Below are 15570 nucleotides of genomic sequence, written 5' to 3'. Positions count from 1 at the left end.
GGTGGCTTCGATGCCCGCCTGTTGCAGGCTGCTGGAGATGCTGCGCGAACCCAGGCTCGAATTCCCCGAGTTCCCGGTCGCCCTCTCCAATCTGATGCTGCTCGCGCCGGGCGAGATCGAACAGGCCCTCACCGCCCGCCTCGCCGCGGTGCGCGCCGGCCGGGCCGCCCAGGAGCGCTCGCTCGCCGATGCGGCGGCGCTCGGCGTCCCCCGGGTGGCGATGCTGGAGATCGAGTACACCCGCGCCCTCGCCGCAGCCGAGGACGACTGGTTGGAATCGGTCCTCGCCGACCTCCGCTCGGGCCGCCTCACCTGGAGCGACGAGGAACTGATCGCGATCGCCCGGGCCGGCGAGGCCCAGGCCTCGCAGTAGCCCACCCGGCGGCGTCGTCGTCCGCGGGCCTTCGCCGCGCGGGCCTTTCTCGGTGAACGGTCGGGGAGGGCTACACGGTCGGGCGGTAGGTGGTGAGGGTCGCGCCGTTGCTGAAGGCCAAGGTCTCGGTGGGGGTGAACGGGCGGGGGTGGAACTCGCCGGCGAGGGCGGGGATGCCGGTGCCGGCGATGACGGGGTAGCGCTTCCAGAGGAGTTCGTCGATCTCCGGGAGCAGCGCGCCCGCCAGCAGGCCGCCGCCGCAGAGCCAGATGTCGCCCTCGCCGGGCTGCTGCTTCAGCTCCCGGACCAGGCCGAGCGGATCGGTGCGGACCACGGTGATCGCGGGGTCGGTCGGCTCGGGCAGGGTGGAGGAGACCACGTACTGCCTGAGGTGCGGGTAGGGGCTGGTGATGCCGTGGTCGTACGCGGGGCGGTACGTGCCGAGGCCCATCAGGACGGTGTCGAAGCGCTTGTTGGGCACGCCGTCGAGACCGATGTGCGGCCGGACATGGCCCGGCATGGTCTCGGGGAGCTCGGCGCGCAGGTGTGCGACCAGGTCGTCGGGCTGGGGGTAGAAGTCGAACTCGCCGGACGGGCCGGCGATGAAGCCGTCGATGGAGACGGCGACGAAGTACACGAGCTTTCGCATCCTGATGCCTCTCGAAGAAGACCGGTGACCACTTGGTCTGTAGTACTCTGACTGAAGTGGTAAGACCGTAGCACTACGAGTGGAGTGGTTACAAGCAATGGCTCGAAGCAATCCCGAACGGCGCGCGGCCCTGCTCGACGCCGCCATCGAAGTCCTCGCCGACGAAGGCGCCCGCGGACTCACCTTCCGCGCCGTCGACCAGCGCGCCGCCGTCCCGGCCGGCACCGCCTCCAACTACTTCGCCAACCGCGACACCCTGCTCACCCAGTGCGCCGAACGCGTGTACGAGCGCCTCGGCGCCGACCCCGACACCCTCGCCCAGGGCCTGGCCGGCCCGCGCGACGTCGCCCGCGTCGCCGAACTGATGCACCAACTCGTCGACCGGATCGCCGACTTCCCGACCGGCTTCCTGGCCCTGCTGGAACTGCGACTGGCCGCGCTGCGCCGCCCCGAACTGCGCGAGACCGTCACCCGCCGGATCGGCGAGGACCTGAAGTTCAACATCGACTACCACCTGGCGTCCGGCCTGCCGGGCGACGCCACCGCCGTCCAGTTGCTCTACCTGGCGCTGAACTGGCTGATCCTGGAACGCCTCGCGCTGCCCGACCTGTTCACGCCCGAGCAGCGCGCCGAGCTGGTGAACGAGCTGGTGGCCCGCCTGATCGGCGAGCAGGGCGCGGCCGGCGGCGCGGGCGGCAGCGCGAGCGGGCGGTGACGGAACGCGGCACCCGGGCATGAAAAAACGGCGCGACGGGGGATTCCCGTCGCGCCGTTGCCGCGAGAGTCGGCCGTGGCGGCGGACTCAGCCGGGGCGGTGCGCCGTCGCGAACGCCTCGGCGTCCCAGTGGCCGCCCAGCGCAGGGGCGAGCGAGGACGCGGCCACCTCCCGGAAGGCCGGGGCGGGTCGGCCGGCCGCGCCCGCCGGCAGGGCGCCCAGCAGGGGCGCGCCGGCGGCGGACGGGAGGTCGGCGAGGTTGCAGCGGGCCGCGAGGTCCGGGTCGGCGGGCCAGCTGCCGACCACCACCCCGCGCAGCGCCAGGCCGCGGTGGCGCAGCGCCTCCGCGGTCAGCGCCGTCGCGTTGAGGGTGCCCAGGCCGGCCGCCGCGACCAGCAGGAACTCGGCCTGGACGCCTGCGAGTTCGCAGGCGGCGGCGAGGTCGGCGAGAGTCCGGCCCTGCTCGTCGTAGCGGACCAGCAGGCCGCCCGCGCCCTCCACCAGCACCGCGCCGAAACGGTCGGCCAGGTCGGCCACGGTCTTCGCCACCTCGTCCGGTGCGAGGGTCGGCAGGCCGGACCGGCGGGCCGCCGTGTCGGGGGCCAACGGCTCGGGGTAGCGGGCCAGTTCGACCCCGTGCACCAGCGGCCCGGCCAGCCGGGCCACCTCGTCGATGTCGCCCGGCTCGCCCGGCGCCAGGCCGGTCTGGCCGGGCTTGAGCACCGCCACCGGAGCGGTGTGCAGGGCGGCGAGGGCTGCGGTGGTGACGGTCTTGCCGACCTCGGTGCCGGTGCCGGTGACGAACAGAACGGACGACGACATGGTGCTCTTCCTCGGGACGCGGTGGTTCAGCCGCCGTGAGCGGCGCGGGATTCGGTGCGGGACGCGGTGCGGGACACGGCGTGGGACGCCGCGGCAGCGGCGGCGATGCCGCGGCCGATCGCGGCGATGTCCGCGTCCCCGGTGACGAACGGCGGCATGGTGTAGATCAGGTCGCGGAACGGGCGCAGCCACACGCCCTGTTCGGCGGCGGCCGCGGTCGCCGCCGCCATGTCGACCGGCGCGTCCAACTGCACCACGCCGATCGCGCCCAGCACCCGGACGTCCCGCACCCCGGGCTGGTCGGCGCACGGCGCGAGGGCGCCGTGCAGCGCGGTCTCGATGCGCTTGACCTCGGTGCGCCAGTCCTGGCGAAGCAGCAGGTCGATCGAGGCGTTGGCGGCGGCGGTGGCCAGCGGGTTGCCCATGAACGTCGGGCCGTGCGCCAGCACCGGGACCTCGCCGCGCGAGATCCCCTCCGCGACCCTGCCCGTGCACAGGGTGGCGGCCAGCGTCAGGTAGCCGCCGGTGAGCGCCTTGCCGAGGCACATCACGTCCGGGGAGACGCCCGCGTGGTCGGCGGCGAAGAGTTCGCCGGTGCGGCCGAAGCCGGTGGCGATCTCGTCGAAGACCAGCAGGACGTCGTGCGCGTCGCACAACTCCCGCAGCGCGGTCAGATAAGCGGGGGAGTGAAAGCGCATTCCGCCCGCGCCCTGCACCACCGGCTCGACGATCACGGCGGCCAGCTCGCCGGCGTGCCGCTCGATCAGGTCGGCCAGGTGCGCCAGGTACTCCGGGTCGGCAGGGGCGTCGTACCCGGCGGGCGGCTCGGCCGCGAACAGCTGCTGCGGCAGCACCCCGCCCCACAGGTGGTGCATCCCGCCCTCGGGGTCGCACACCGACATGGGGTGGAAGGTGTCGCCGTGGTAGCCGCCGCGCCAGGTCAGCACCCGCCGCTTCTCCGGCCGCCCCAGCGACTGCCAGTACTGCAGGCACATCTTCAGCGCGACCTCGACCGCCACCGAGCCGGAGTCGGCGAGGAACACGTGCTGCAACGGCTCCGGCGTCAACTCCACCAGTTTGACGGCGAGTTCGACCGCCGGGCGGTGGGTGAGCCCGCCGAACATGACGTGGCTCATCCGCTCCAGCTGGTCGCGGACCGCCGCGTCCAGCTCCGGGTGCCGGTAGCCGTGGATCGCCGCCCACCAGGACGACATCCCGTCGATCAGCTCCTCGTGCCCGCCCACCGGCTCGGCCAGCCGCAGGCGCACGCCCGCGGCCGACTCCACCACGAACGGCCGGACCGTTCCCGGCATCGGACCGTACGGGTGCCAGACGTGCGCCCGGTCCAGGTCGAGCAACTGCGTTGCGTCCCTCACGCGTTCGGCGCCAGTTCGGTGCCCGCGCCGCGACGGCGCACCCGCACCAGGTCGGTGCGCGCCTCGTCGTCCGAAGCCTGCGAGGCCTCCGAGGCCGCGCCGTCCAGGGTCGCGCCGTTCAGGGCCGCGTCGTCCGCTGCCTGCTCGGGAGCGTGCCCGCCGCACGGGCCGCAGGCGGTCGTCTCCTCGTGGCCGCCGCAGCCCGAGCCGCCGCCGCAGCCCGCCTCGGCCGACTCGCCGCCGCACACCGATCCGCAGCCGCCGCCGGTGGCCGCCGCGCGGTGGCGGGGCAGGGTGGTCTGCTCGGCGCCCTCGACCTCGAAACCGGCGTCCTTGATCATGTCGAGGTCGGCCTGCCCGGCCTGGCCCTCGCTGGTCAGGTAGTCGCCCAGGAAGATCGAGTTGGCGATGTGCAGGCCCAGTGGCTGCATCGAGCGCAGGTGCACCTCGCGGCCGCCCGCGATCCGCACCTCGATGTCGGGGCAGACGAACCGGACCATCGCCAGGATTCGCAGGCAGCGCTGCGGCGTCAGGTTCCACTCCTCGGCGAGCGGGGTGCCCTCGAACGGGATCAGGAAGTTCACCGGCACCGAGTCCGGGTCCAGCTCGCGCAGCGCGAAGACCACGTCGACCAGGTCCTCGTCGCTCTCGCCCATGCCCGCGATCAGGCCCGAGCAGGCCGACAGGCCCGCGCCGTGCGCCTTGGTGACGGTGTCCACCCGGTCCGCGTAGGTGTGGGTGGTGGTGATGTCGCCGTAGGTGCTCTCGGAGGTGTTCAGGTTGTGGTTGTACGCGTCCGCGCCGGCCGCCTTCAGACGCTCGGCCTGGTTGTCCGACAGCAGGCCCAGGCAGGCGCAGACCTCGACCTGCTCGTCCGCGCCCTTGATCGCCGCGATGGTGTCCGCGACCCGGTCGATGTCCCGGTCCGTCGGGCCGCGCCCGCTGGCGACCAGGCACACGCGCTTCGCGCCGCCCGCGACGCCCGCGGCCGCCGCCTCGGCGGCCTGGTCCGGCTTCAGCCAGGTGTACTTGAGGATCTCCGCCTTCGAGCCGAGGCGCTGCGAGCAGTACGAGCAGTCCTCCGGGCACAGGCCGCTCTTCAGGTTCACCAGGTAGTTGAGCTTCACCCGCCGCCCGAACCACTGGCGGCGCACCCGCCCCGCGGCCGCGACCACATCCAGCAAGTCGTCATCCGTGGTGGCCAGGACGGCCAGCGCCTCCTCGCGGGTGGGCAGTTCCCGGCGAAGGCCCTTGTCGGTCAGCGTGTCGAGGAGATCCATGAGCCCGATCCTGCCCGGGCTGCCCCACCGTTCGCCAGAGGGAACACGCCAGAAGATCGCCCGGAGCGTGTGCGAGTAGTCACAACGCCTGCTGACCTGCGGCGACGAACCGGGTGCGGAGGGGCGCACGGGCGCACGGCGCGGCCGGGCCCGGGCGGTCCGTCCGCGGACGGCAGACTCCGGCGAGGCGCTAGCAGGCCGTCCGGGAGGCGGCAAGGGGGCGGTCGCTGGCGGGATCCCGCCAGCGCGGCGAACGGGGTGATAGCGGGACATCACCGGCAGGCGGGCGGCCCGGCCCGGCCCGGTGGCGGGCCCTGGCCACTGTGCGGAGAGAAGCTGTCATTTCGCCCCATGTGTTGTCATGCTTCTGCCCAACTCCCGTTCGGCGGCCGTCCCCCCACCCTGACGGGCCGTCGAGGACCGCACGGGAGCAGCACGTCAGCGCCCGTACCGCCCCACGGCGCCAACCCCGGCGCCCCGGTGCGCGGCGCGACCGCGCACCTGCGGTTTCGTGGAAGGGACCCCGCACGTGAAGCGAATGCTGACAGTCGGAGCCGTACTCTCCGCCACCGCCCTGCTGGCGGGCTTCGTCCAGGTCGCCGCCGCCCCCGCGCAGGCGGGCGTGCCGTCGGCGGTGCAGCAGTACGACGCCCTGCTCGCACTGGCCGAGGCCCAGGCCGCCCCGGTCGCCGGGGCGCTCGCCCTGGGCGATCGGGAAAGACTCGTCGTCAAGGACGTGGTGACGGACGCCGACGGCACCCGTCACCTGCGCTACGACCGGACCTTCGCGGGCCTGCCCGTGATCGGCGGCGACCTGGTCGTGCACCAGCGGGCCGACGGCTCGATCGCCTCCGTCGACCGCGCCTTCGCCGGGCGGCTGTCGCTGCCGAGCCTCGCCCCGAAGCTCTCCGCCGACCGGGCCGCCGCCGGGGCGGCCGACGCCGTCCGGGCCACCCTCGGAGCGAACACGGCGCAGGAGGGCGCGGCGCTCGCGCAAGTCGGGTCCGCCGGCGAGGCGCAGCTGGTGGTCTGGGCCGGCGGCGACACCCCGCGGCTGGCCTACCGGACGGTGGTGCAGGGCGTGCGCACCGACGGCGTCCCCAGCAGCCGGCGGGTGATCACGGACGCGGGCACCGGTGCGGTGCTCGCCAGTGACGACGCCGTCCGGACCGCGACGGGCACCGGCACTGGCGTCAACGTCGGCGCCGTCACCCTGACCACCACGCAGACCGGCGCGACCTACCAGCTGAAGGACGCCACCCGGGGCAACCAGTTCACCGTCGACGGCGGCGTGCCCGGCAGCCCGCTGTTCACCAGCACCACCAACATCTGGGGCAATGGATTCCCCTCCAACCGCCAGTCGGCAGCCGTGGACGCCCAGTTCGACGCGGCCGCGACCTGGGACTACTTCAAGAACACCTTCGGCCGCAACGGCATCAGGAACAACGGCGTCGGCATCACCAGCCGCGTCCACGTCGGAAACAGCCTCACGGACCTGTACTGGGACGACACCTGCTACTGCATGAGCTACGGCGACGGCCCCTCCAACAGCAAGCCGATGACCGAACTCGACGTGGCCGCCCACGAGATGAGCCACGGCATCACCGCGGCCACCGCCGGACTGCCGTACTCCGGCGAACCCGGCGGCCTCGACGAGGCCACCTCGGACATCCTCGGGACCATGGTCGAGTGGTACGCCAACCTGCAGGCCGATCCGCCGGACTACCTCATCGCCGAGAAGCTCGACTTCATGGGCAACGGCACCCCGCTGCGCTACATGGACAAGCCCTCCAAGGACGGCTACTCGCGGGACTTCTGGTACTCGGGCATCGGCACCCTGGACCCGCACTACTCCTCGGGCGTCGGCAACCACTTCTTCTACCTGCTGTCCGAGGGCAGCGGCGCGAAGGTGGTCAACGGCGTGGCCTACAACAGCCCGACCGCCGACGGCTCGACGCTCCTCGGCATTGGCCGGGACAAGGCCGCCGCGATCTGGTACCGGGCGCTGACGATCTACTTCACCTCCACCACCAACTACCGCACCGCCCGCAACGCGACCGTCGCCGCGGCGAGGGACCTGTACGGCCAGCCGGAGATCGACGCGGTGGCCGCGGCGTGGAAGGCGGTCAACGTCAACTGAGGCCGCAACCCGGCCGGGCCCGGCTGGGCTGCGGGCCGCACCCGACTGCGGCCGGCGCCCGGCCGGGCCCGCCACCGGGTGGCGCACGTCCGGCCGGAACCGAGTTCCTCCCTCGGGCGTCCTCTTCCGACGACGGCGACCGGTGATCATGAATGCCACCGGTGCCCCCACCGGAGGAGCATCGTGGCTGACCGCAGGTCGGGAACCGGTTCACCCGCGCGGAGACGGTGGTGGCGTCCGAGCGCGACCACCCTGTGCGGCCTGCTGCTGCTCGGGCCGGCCGCACTCGCCGCGGTCCGCGTGCTGGGCCTGGACGACGGGACGATCCTCGCCCTGCCGATGGCCGGGCTGCCGTACGCGGCACTGCTGACGCTGCTGTCGGCGGCGGTGCTCGCCGTGCTGCGCCGCCGCTGGCTCGCGGTGTCGGCCGCCGCCCTGGTCGGGCTGCAACTGTGGTGGCTGGTACCGCGGTTCGTCCCCGACGGGGCGGAGGCGCCGGCCGGTGCGCCGCGGCTTCGGGTGGCCACCAGCAACGCGTACCTGGGCAACGTCTCGCCGCAGGCGCTGGTCGACCTGGTCCGGGCGCAGCGCCTGGACGCGGTTGCGGTCGAGGAGTTGAGCGGCTCGGCGGCGGCTGCGCTGGACGCGGCGGGCATCCGCGAGCTGCTCCCGCACCGGGAGATGCCGGACGGCACCGACACCGCGATCTACACCCGGCTGCCGGTGACGGCGGCAGCCGATCCGGCCTGGCCGACCACCAACGTGACGGTCACCGTGGACGGCCGGCCGGTCCGGTTGGTGGCGGTGCACACGTACTACCCCCTGGGCGACGCAGCCAAGTGGGCGGCCGGGATGCACGCGCTGCGGGATGCCGCGCCGGGACGCAGCCGCAACGCGGTGCTGCTGGGCGACTTCAACGCGACGCTCGACCACGCGCCGATGCGGAGCCTGCTGGCGACCGGACTCGCCGACGCGCACGCCGAGTTGGGGGCCGGACTGTTCCCGACCTGGCCGGAGCACAACCTGGACTTCCCGTACCTGCCGCCGATGATCCAGATCGACCACGTCCTGCACGGCCCGGCCCTGGTCCCGGTGTCGATCGGCGAACACACCCTGGCCCGGACGGACCACCGCGCGGTGGTGGCCGAACTCGCGGTCCGCGACTGACCCCGACATGCCCTGGCCTCTACGGCCATGAGCACGGGCATCTTCGGCGGCATCGAGCACCGCCACCCCGGCGTGGCCGCCGGGCACCTCGACGCCGACGACGCCGCACCCCGGGTCAAGGCCGTCGACCTGTGGCCGCTGTACGACCAGAGCGACTACGCGGCCTTCGGCTGCCTGTTCGGCGTGCGGAACGACGCGGGCTTCCGTCCGCTCGCGGCCCGTCGCGGTCTTCCGGACGACGTGTCGAGCGTCCTGCGGGCCGGACTTGAGGGGTGCGAGGGGGCCAGCTGGGTCGGCTGGGCGGAACTCGCCCGGCTCGACCCGGCGACCGCGCCCGACCACTTCGCCGGCCGCCTGAGCCTGCATCCGGAGTCCGGGCGGTCGCCGCTGCGTCAGCTGCTGGTGCCCGCGCAGTGGCCCGCGGACGTCCTCGCCGAGGTGGGGCCGCCGCCGGCCGGGCTCAGCCGCTCGACCGCGACGGAATGGACGGCCGGGGACGTGCGCTGCACCTACGAGCCGCTCACGGCCGGCTACCTGCTGGGCGGCGGCACGCACTGGCCGCACGTGTTCGCCGTGATGAAGGCGCTGGCGGACCGCTACGGGGAGGAGGCCGTCCGGCTCGTGGTGGCGTTCGACTGAGGGCTGCCTGCGGCTACCCGCGCAGGGCGGCTTCCTGGTGGGCGGTGAGCCGGCGGATCAGCAGGACGGCGAGGACGGCCGCGGCGAGGCCGGCGGCCGTGTCGAAGGCCGAGTAGCCGTAGGCGTTGTGCCCGATCTCGCCGACGATCACGCCGCCGACGGTCTTGGCCAGCCAGGCGGCCCACCAGGCGTTGACCAGCCAGACGCCGGTGCCTGCGGGCGAGGAGGCGCGCCAGATGTCGAGCGTGACGGTGCGCGGGATCCACAGCAGCGCCACCGGCGTGAACCAGGCGCCGACGGCCCAGCCCAGGGAGTAGCGGTGGGTCCCCGGAGCGAGGAGCTCGGCGTTGAGGCGGCAGCGCCGGAACCAGACGAGGAAGACCGCGACCGAGCCGAAGAACAGCAGGGCCGAGAGCGGTACGACCGCCCGGAACAGTGCCGAGCGGGTGCCGCCGGCCGCCGCGAGCACCAGTTGCAGGGCGGTTTCGAGGCCGATCAGCACCTGTGCGGCGAGCGCCAACTTCCGGACGGCGACGGGCGATCCGACGGGCGATCCGACGGGCGATCCGCCGAGCGGCCGGCCGGGCGGAGCGGCCTGCGGGCGCGGTATGTCGTGAGCGGTTTCGGAATGCACTGCGAGCCCCCACCGGACGTTACTGCGGTGCCGGTCGCACGCAGATTCGGCCTGAAGAATAGGGGGCGCGTTCGACTTGTCAAAGCGGAATCCGGCCGCCGGAGCCACCGGGGGGGGGTGAGCGGCCGTCACCGGGCCTTGCCGCGTACGGCAGTTACGGCTTGCGGGCCAGTCCGCAGGAAATCATCTGTTCCCACACCGTCAGTTCCCGCTCACCCGTGCCGGACCGGTCTCCGGAGGCCGATTCGGGCCGCCACAGCGAGCAGGGGACCAGCCCGGGTTCGAGCAGTTCGAGGTCGCCGAACAGGTCGGCGATCTCCCGGTCGGTGCGGAAGCGGCCACGACCGAAGGCGGACTGGAGTTTCCGTTCCGCGAGCCGGGTCTGCTCGTTGTGGCCGGAGCGGAAGTGCGAGAGGTAGAGCCGGCTGCCCGACGGCACCCGCTCCGCCCACCAGCGCACCAGCTCGCCAGGGCGTTCCTCGTCGTCGAGGTGGTGCAGCACGGCGCTGAAGACGACGCCCACCGGCTCGTCGAAGTCGATCAGCCGCGCCACCTCGGGGTGGTGGCGGACGGTCTCCGGCTCGCGCACGTCGGCCAGCACCACGGTGGTGCGCTCGTCGGCGGCCAGCAGGGCGCGGCCGTGGGCGAGGACGGTCGGGTCGTTGTCGACGTAGGCGACGCGGGCGTCGGCGCGGTGGCGCCGGGCGACCTGGTGGACGTTGTCGGCGGTGGGCAGCCCGCTGCCCATGTCGACGAACTGGCGGATGCCGTCCTCGGCCATCGCGGCGACGGCGCGGATCAGGGCCCGGCGGTTCTCCACGGGGACTTCCACCGAGCCGGGCAGGTCGTTGAGGAAGAAATCGCCGATCTCGCGGTCGACCGGGTAGTTGTCCCGACCGCCGAGCAGATAGTCGTAGATCCGGGCGATGCTCGGCTTCGACCCGTCGATCCCCGGGGTGTCGTCCGCCATCGAAACCACCCTGTCGGTCGGAAATTCGGAGCCCCAAGCCTAGTACCGCAATGGTGCCTACCGTGGCGGCTGCTGGGTTCGTTCGTCGGGTTGTTCATGGGTGGGGAGGTATCCCAGGTCGATGCTCGTCGTTGGTCCGACGGGCCGGCAGAGCTGCGCGAGCGGTTCGCGCACCGGTTCGCGCACCGGTTCGCACGGAGCGAGTCGCGGGAGTCGGCGCCGGCGTACATGCGGGGGCTGTTGGCGCCGTTGGAGCGCAAGAACGGGTGGTTCCGCAGAACAAGGAATGGCGCCGGCCTCGGTGATGCCGCACGCGGCCCCGGGTGGCCCCCACGACCGGTATGCCGGATTGACACACGGATCCAACTGCTACTAGCGTTGTTGCAGTTGAAATGGCGAGGCGATCGTCGTGAAGGGGGCGCGGTGAGCATCAGCAGCAGGAGTGCGGTCGCGATCCACGCGCTCACCATGCTGGGGCGTTGGGGCCGCTCGCTGACCTCCGCGGAGATCGCGGAGAGCCTGGCGAGCAATCCGGTTCTGGTGCGGCGGATCCTCGGCAGTCTGCGGGACGCCGGCCTGGTCCTGTCGACCGAGGGGCGCAACGGCGGCTGGTCGCTCGCCCGGCCCGCCCGCGAGATCACGCTCCACGACGCGTATGCCGCGGTGGAGACGGGACCGGTCCTTGCGCGGCACCCGCATCCGCCGAGCGCCGAGTGCGAGGTGGGGCGAAACATGCAGAGTCTGCTCGAGGCGGAGTTCCAGGACGCGGAGCGGGCCATGAAGGAACGGCTCGCGCGGACGACGATCGCCCACCTCGTCCGGCAAGTACTGGCCAGTGAGCGTGAAGTCGCACAACGCGTCACCAACTGACCGATGGCGGAGGCACTGTCCTCCGCCACCCTTTTGTCCTAACTGTAACTGTCATGGTGGCAGTAATCACCCGAAGGGCCTCGTATGACCTCCCCGTCGACAACGACCGAGCGGACCGGCTCGGAACTGGGCTTACTGGCCGTGCTGATGCCGGCGATCCTCGTCACGGTCACGGCCAGCGACATGGTCAATCTGATGCTTCCGGCGATCGGGTCCGAATTCGGGGCCTCCGAGGCCGAACTCGCCTGGGTCGTCTCCGGGTTCCTCCTGATGTTCTCGGTCGGCATTCCCCTGTACGGCCGCATCTCGGACCGTGTGAGCCTGCGCCGTCTCTTCGCCTTCGCGCTCCTCACCTACGCCCTCGGGAGCCTGATCTGCGCGATCTCCCCGAATCTGGGCGTGCTCGTGGCCGGGCGGATCGTGACGGGCATCGGCGCGGCCGCGATCCCCGTGCTCTCGATCTTCGCCGTCACCACGCTGCTGCCGCCGGAGCGGCGCGGTGTCGGGATCGGCGTCGTCTCCGCCGGTGCGGGCGTCGGCACCGCGGCCGGACCGGCGCTGGGCGGCGGCATCGGGGACGCGCTCGGCTGGCCCGCACTGTTCTGGATCATGCTCGTGGCCGCGCTGCTGCTCCTCCTCCCCGCCCTGCGCGTACTCCCGGACGGGACTGCGCGGGGCTCGGGTCGGCTCGACCTCCCCAGTGGCGCACTCCTGGGCCTCGGAGCCGGTCTCGTCCTGTTCGGCATGACCCGGGCACAGGTCTCCGGCTTCACCGACCCCCTGTCCTGGGGCAGCCTCCTGGCCGCGATCGTGGCGCTCGCACTCTTCGGGCTGCGCACCGCCCGGGTCGACCAGCCGTTCGTTCCGCCGTCGCTGTTCGCCAACCGCGTCTACCGGACGGGCGTCCTCGTCGCGTTCCTGGCCATGGTCGTCAACCTCGGCGGACTGGTGTTCGTCCCGTTGCTGTTGGTAGAGGTCGACGAACTCACCCCGGGCGAGGGCGCGTTGGTGATGATCCCGGCCGGGGTCGTGACCGCGCTGCTGTCGCCGTGGATCGGACGCCTCGCAGGCCGTGTCAACGCGCGGGTCCTGGTGCTCTGCGGGCTCGGCCTCATCGGACTGTTCTCGCTGTTCCTCTCGTCCTTCGCCGGCGGCTCCTCGGTGCTCTTCGCCGGAGTCGGGATCCTCGGGCTGAGCATCGGCTTCATGCTCGTGATGACCACCACCATCGGCGCCGCGGCGAGCGAGCTGCCCCCGGAACAGGTCGGCGTCGGCCTCGGGATCCTCCAGGGGGCCCAGTTCCTCGGGGCCGGCACCGGCCCCGCCGTGTTCGGCGTGCTGGTGTCCGCACGGCAGCAGGGCGGCAGTGGTGCCATCAACCCCCTCTACTCCGGCGCTGACGGCTCTGCCTACTCCGACGTCTTCCTGGCCATGGCCGCGGTCGTCGTCCTCACGCTCGTCGTCGCGTCACAGATGCGCCCCACGACCGGCTCCGGGGTCGAGACCGGACCCAATGTCGAGGCGGCACCGGTGGCCGCGCCGACGCAGGAGTCGAACAACGTCCACTAGGTTCTGTCCGGCGGCTCGTGTGACCTTCGGATGGTCGGATCGTTGTGCTGCTCATGGGGCGGGGAGATCTGACGAACGGCGGTCCGCCTATGGATTCGGACCCGATCCGCCGGACAGAATTCAGACCGTCGGCGCGGAGTGCCCGGGTACAGACACCGGACGGTGCCGGGCGGGATCCCCGTCGACGGACGGTCACATCCGGAACGCCGTTAAGGAGAACCACAGTGCCACACATCAGCATCGGCAACGACCTCCCGGGCATCAGCGGTCTGCTGGCCGACCGCCCCGACAGCGCCGCGCCGCTGAACCAGCTCGTCAACGTCCTGCTGCGCGGCCCCTCCCCGCTGCCCCGGGGAGAGCGCGAGCTGATAGCCGCCTACGTCTCCGAACTCAACCGGACCCGGTTCTGCTCCGACTCGCACGGTGCGTTCGCCGCCGCGCAGCTCGACGGCGGCGAGGAGTTGGTGACGGCCGTCCTGAACGACCTGGAGACCGCGCCGGTCTCCGAGCAGCTGCGGGCCCTGCTGCGGGTTGCCGCCGAGGTCCAGGCGTTCGCCCGCCCGGTCTCGGAGAAGGCCGTGGCCGCCGCCCGGGCGGAGGGTGCGGGGGACGACGAGATCCACGACACGGTGCTGATCGCCGCCGCGTTCTGCATGTACAACCGCTACGTCAGCTGCCTCGACACCGAGCTGCCGGCCGACCGGAGCTACTACACCGAGGGCGCCCAGCGGATCGTGGCGCACGGGTACGGCAGCCCGCGCTGACGACGCCCCCGGGCCCCGGTCGGTGGACCGGGGCCCGGGATGCGCGGCGGTGAGGAGAGAGCAATCGAGAAGTAGGCAGCGGACGCGAGGCCCGGAATCATGAGCCCTCACATCGTCCGCGTCGGGAGCAGCCCGCCCATGCCGCACACCGAGGCCAGCCCGCTCCACCCGCTGCCCGCCCCTTCGCCCGAGGCCGTGCGGTTACGTCGCCGCGCCGTCACCGCGACCGTGGTCGGGAACTTCGTGGAATCCTTCGACTGGCTGGCGTACGGTCTGTTCGCCCCGCTCTTCGCGGAGCGGTTCTTCCCCTCCGCCGATCCGACCACCTCGCTGCTGGGTGCCTTCGCGGTGCTCGGGGTGGGCGTGCTGGCCAGGCCGCTCGGCGGCGTGCTGCTGGGCCGGCTGGCGGACCGCCGGGGCCGCAAGCCGGCGCTGCTGCTGGCGATTCTCCTGATGACGGCCGGTTCGGTCCTGATCGGGAGCGCGCCGACCTACCAGCAGGCCGGGATCCTCGCCCCGGTGCTGCTGCTCTGCGCCCGGCTCGCGCAGGGCATCTCCTCCGGCGGTGAGTGGCCCGCCGCGGCGGCGTACCTGATGGAACTGGCCCCGCCTCGCCGCAGGGGCCTCTACGGCAGCCTGTTCTCGCTCACCACCGCCGCGGGCGCGTTCACCGCCGCGATGCTCGGCGGCATGCTGACCGGCCTGGTGGGTCCCGGGGCGATGGAGACCTGGGGCTGGCGGGTGCCGTTCCTGATCGGCGGCGTGCTCGGGCTGGTCCTGCTGGCGCTGCGGAGCCGGATCACCGAGAGCGAGGTCTTCCGGCGCGAGGTGAGCTCCCGTCAGGACCGCAGCCCGCTGCGCGAGGTCCTGCGCACCCACCGGCAGCAGGTCCTGCGCTCCGTCCTACTGGTGGCCGGGATGGCGACCGTCGGCAGCACCTGGACCTCGGTGATACCGGCGATGGGGCAGCGGCTGGCTCCGGACGGGACGATGTTCTGGGTCGTGGTCTGCGCCACCGCCGTAATGATCCTGCTCCAGGTGCCGATCGGCCTGCTCGCCGACCGGGTCGGGCCACGGCGGCTGCTGGTCGTGGCGAGCCTGCTCTTCGCCACCGGGGGCTCCTGGGCCTACCTCGCCATGACCGGCCGGTTCATCAGTCTGCTACTCGCCTACGGCAGCGGCGTGGTCTACCTGGTCTGCGTCACCACGGTCCTGCCCGCGCTGCTCGCCGAAATCTTCCCGCCCCGCGTACGCGCCCTGGGCATCGGCCTCCCCTACGCACTGACCAGCGCCGTCCTGGGCGGCACCACCCCACTCCTGGCCACCCACCTCGGCAAGAACGGCCCGTCCGGCTGGTTCATCGCCGGCGTGGTGGCCGCCGTCCTCCTCGGCCTCGCAGCCACGGCGACCTCCGGCGCTTCCGACACCGAACGATCCCAACCGGCGCACCCGGAGCCGGTGCCGATGGGCTAGGGCCTGTCCGGCAAGATCCGCCGGACAGGCCCCAGTGCCGGGGGCGGGCGGGGCTCGCGGCGCGCACAAGGAGGAGGACCGGGTCCCGCGGGGGGTGCACCACCCCGCCCCGGGCCGGGCCGAGCCAGC

General features: G+C 72.7%; 15 protein-coding genes and 1 pseudogene. 10 read left to right on the top strand and 6 right to left on the bottom strand.

From position 1 onward, the window contains the following. Positions 1–10: 10 nt before the first annotated feature. A complete protein-coding gene (locus tag ACFV4P_RS13680) occupies positions 11–373 on the top strand; it encodes a hypothetical protein (RefSeq protein ID WP_380470593.1) in 363 nt (120 codons plus the stop codon). Positions 374–443: 70 nt separating this feature from the next. On the opposite strand, the gene ACFV4P_RS13675 is transcribed toward ACFV4P_RS13680, so the two are convergent. Next, a complete protein-coding gene (locus ACFV4P_RS13675) occupies positions 444–1022 on the bottom strand; it encodes a dihydrofolate reductase family protein (RefSeq protein WP_380470591.1) in 579 nt (192 codons plus the stop codon). Positions 1023–1119: 97 nt separating this feature from the next. Between ACFV4P_RS13675 and ACFV4P_RS13670 the strand changes: the two genes are divergently transcribed. Beyond that, the gene (locus ACFV4P_RS13670; RefSeq protein WP_073815554.1) at positions 1120–1737 is read left to right on the top strand and encodes a TetR/AcrR family transcriptional regulator; all 618 of its coding nucleotides are present in this window, start codon (positions 1120–1122) and stop codon (positions 1735–1737) included. Between the two features lie 87 nt (positions 1738–1824). On the opposite strand, the gene bioD is transcribed toward ACFV4P_RS13670, so the two are convergent. From bioD to bioB, 3 genes are read right to left on the bottom strand one after another with little or no spacing between them, the layout of a single operon-like run. Beyond that, positions 1825–2559 (bottom strand): dethiobiotin synthase, encoded by a 735-nt coding sequence (gene bioD, locus ACFV4P_RS13665; protein ID WP_380470589.1) that lies wholly within the window; start codon positions 2557–2559, stop codon positions 1825–1827. Between the two features lie 26 nt (positions 2560–2585). Continuing rightward, complete coding sequence (locus ACFV4P_RS13660; protein WP_380470774.1) at positions 2586–3872, bottom strand: adenosylmethionine--8-amino-7-oxononanoate transaminase; 1287 nt, start codon at positions 3870–3872, stop codon at positions 2586–2588. Between the two features lie 59 nt (positions 3873–3931). Continuing rightward, a complete protein-coding gene (gene bioB / locus ACFV4P_RS13655) occupies positions 3932–5215 on the bottom strand; it encodes a biotin synthase BioB (RefSeq protein WP_380470587.1) in 1284 nt (427 codons plus the stop codon). Positions 5216–5753: 538 nt separating this feature from the next. On the opposite strand from bioB, the gene ACFV4P_RS13650 reads away from it, so the two are divergent. From ACFV4P_RS13650 to ACFV4P_RS13640, 3 genes are all read left to right on the top strand, one after another. Then, positions 5754–7355: a M4 family metallopeptidase gene (locus ACFV4P_RS13650; RefSeq protein ID WP_380470585.1), complete on the top strand. Its 1602-nt coding sequence runs from the start codon at positions 5754–5756 to the stop codon at positions 7353–7355. A 183-nt stretch (positions 7356–7538) separates the two neighbouring features. After that, positions 7539–8522 (top strand): endonuclease/exonuclease/phosphatase family protein, encoded by a 984-nt coding sequence (locus ACFV4P_RS13645; protein WP_380470583.1) that lies wholly within the window; start codon positions 7539–7541, stop codon positions 8520–8522. A 27-nt stretch (positions 8523–8549) separates the two neighbouring features. Next, positions 8550–9161 carry a hypothetical protein gene (locus ACFV4P_RS13640; protein WP_380470581.1) on the top strand — a complete coding sequence of 204 codons (612 nt, stop codon included), beginning with the start codon at positions 8550–8552 and terminating at the stop codon, positions 9159–9161. A 13-nt stretch (positions 9162–9174) separates the two neighbouring features. On the opposite strand, the gene ACFV4P_RS13635 is transcribed toward ACFV4P_RS13640, so the two are convergent. Both ACFV4P_RS13635 and ACFV4P_RS13630 read right to left on the bottom strand, forming a co-directional pair. Then, positions 9175–9681 carry a DUF4328 domain-containing protein gene (locus tag ACFV4P_RS13635; protein WP_380470579.1) on the bottom strand — a complete coding sequence of 169 codons (507 nt, stop codon included), beginning with the start codon at positions 9679–9681 and terminating at the stop codon, positions 9175–9177. A 268-nt stretch (positions 9682–9949) separates the two neighbouring features. Then, entirely contained in the window at positions 9950–10765 is an 816-nt protein-coding gene (locus ACFV4P_RS13630) for an SAM-dependent methyltransferase (protein WP_380470577.1), read from the bottom strand. A 96-nt stretch (positions 10766–10861) separates the two neighbouring features. On the opposite strand from ACFV4P_RS13630, the pseudogene ACFV4P_RS13625 reads away from it, so the two are divergent. The 5 genes and pseudogenes from ACFV4P_RS13625 to ACFV4P_RS13605 form a co-directional block, all read left to right on the top strand. Next, positions 10862–11035 (top strand): annotated as a pseudogene (locus ACFV4P_RS13625) (IS701 family transposase); the annotation flags it as partial. 153 nt (positions 11036–11188) lie between these two features. Beyond that, the gene (locus ACFV4P_RS13620) at positions 11189–11635 is read left to right on the top strand and encodes an Rrf2 family transcriptional regulator (protein WP_380470772.1); all 447 of its coding nucleotides are present in this window, start codon (positions 11189–11191) and stop codon (positions 11633–11635) included. 84 nt (positions 11636–11719) lie between these two features. Next, positions 11720–13204 carry an MFS transporter gene (locus tag ACFV4P_RS13615; RefSeq protein WP_380470575.1) on the top strand — a complete coding sequence of 495 codons (1485 nt, stop codon included), beginning with the start codon at positions 11720–11722 and terminating at the stop codon, positions 13202–13204. A gap of 224 nt (positions 13205–13428) precedes the next feature. Further along, the gene (locus ACFV4P_RS13610; protein ID WP_380364223.1) at positions 13429–13968 is read left to right on the top strand and encodes a carboxymuconolactone decarboxylase family protein; all 540 of its coding nucleotides are present in this window, start codon (positions 13429–13431) and stop codon (positions 13966–13968) included. Positions 13969–14106: 138 nt separating this feature from the next. Further along, the gene (locus tag ACFV4P_RS13605) at positions 14107–15441 is read left to right on the top strand and encodes an MFS transporter (protein ID WP_380470573.1); all 1335 of its coding nucleotides are present in this window, start codon (positions 14107–14109) and stop codon (positions 15439–15441) included. Positions 15442–15570 lie beyond the last annotated feature (129 nt).

The organism is Kitasatospora sp. NPDC059795, assembly GCF_042732175.1.
GTDB lineage: Bacteria > Actinomycetota > Actinomycetes > Streptomycetales > Streptomycetaceae > Kitasatospora.
This window is presented reverse-complemented; position numbering and strand designations above follow the sequence as displayed.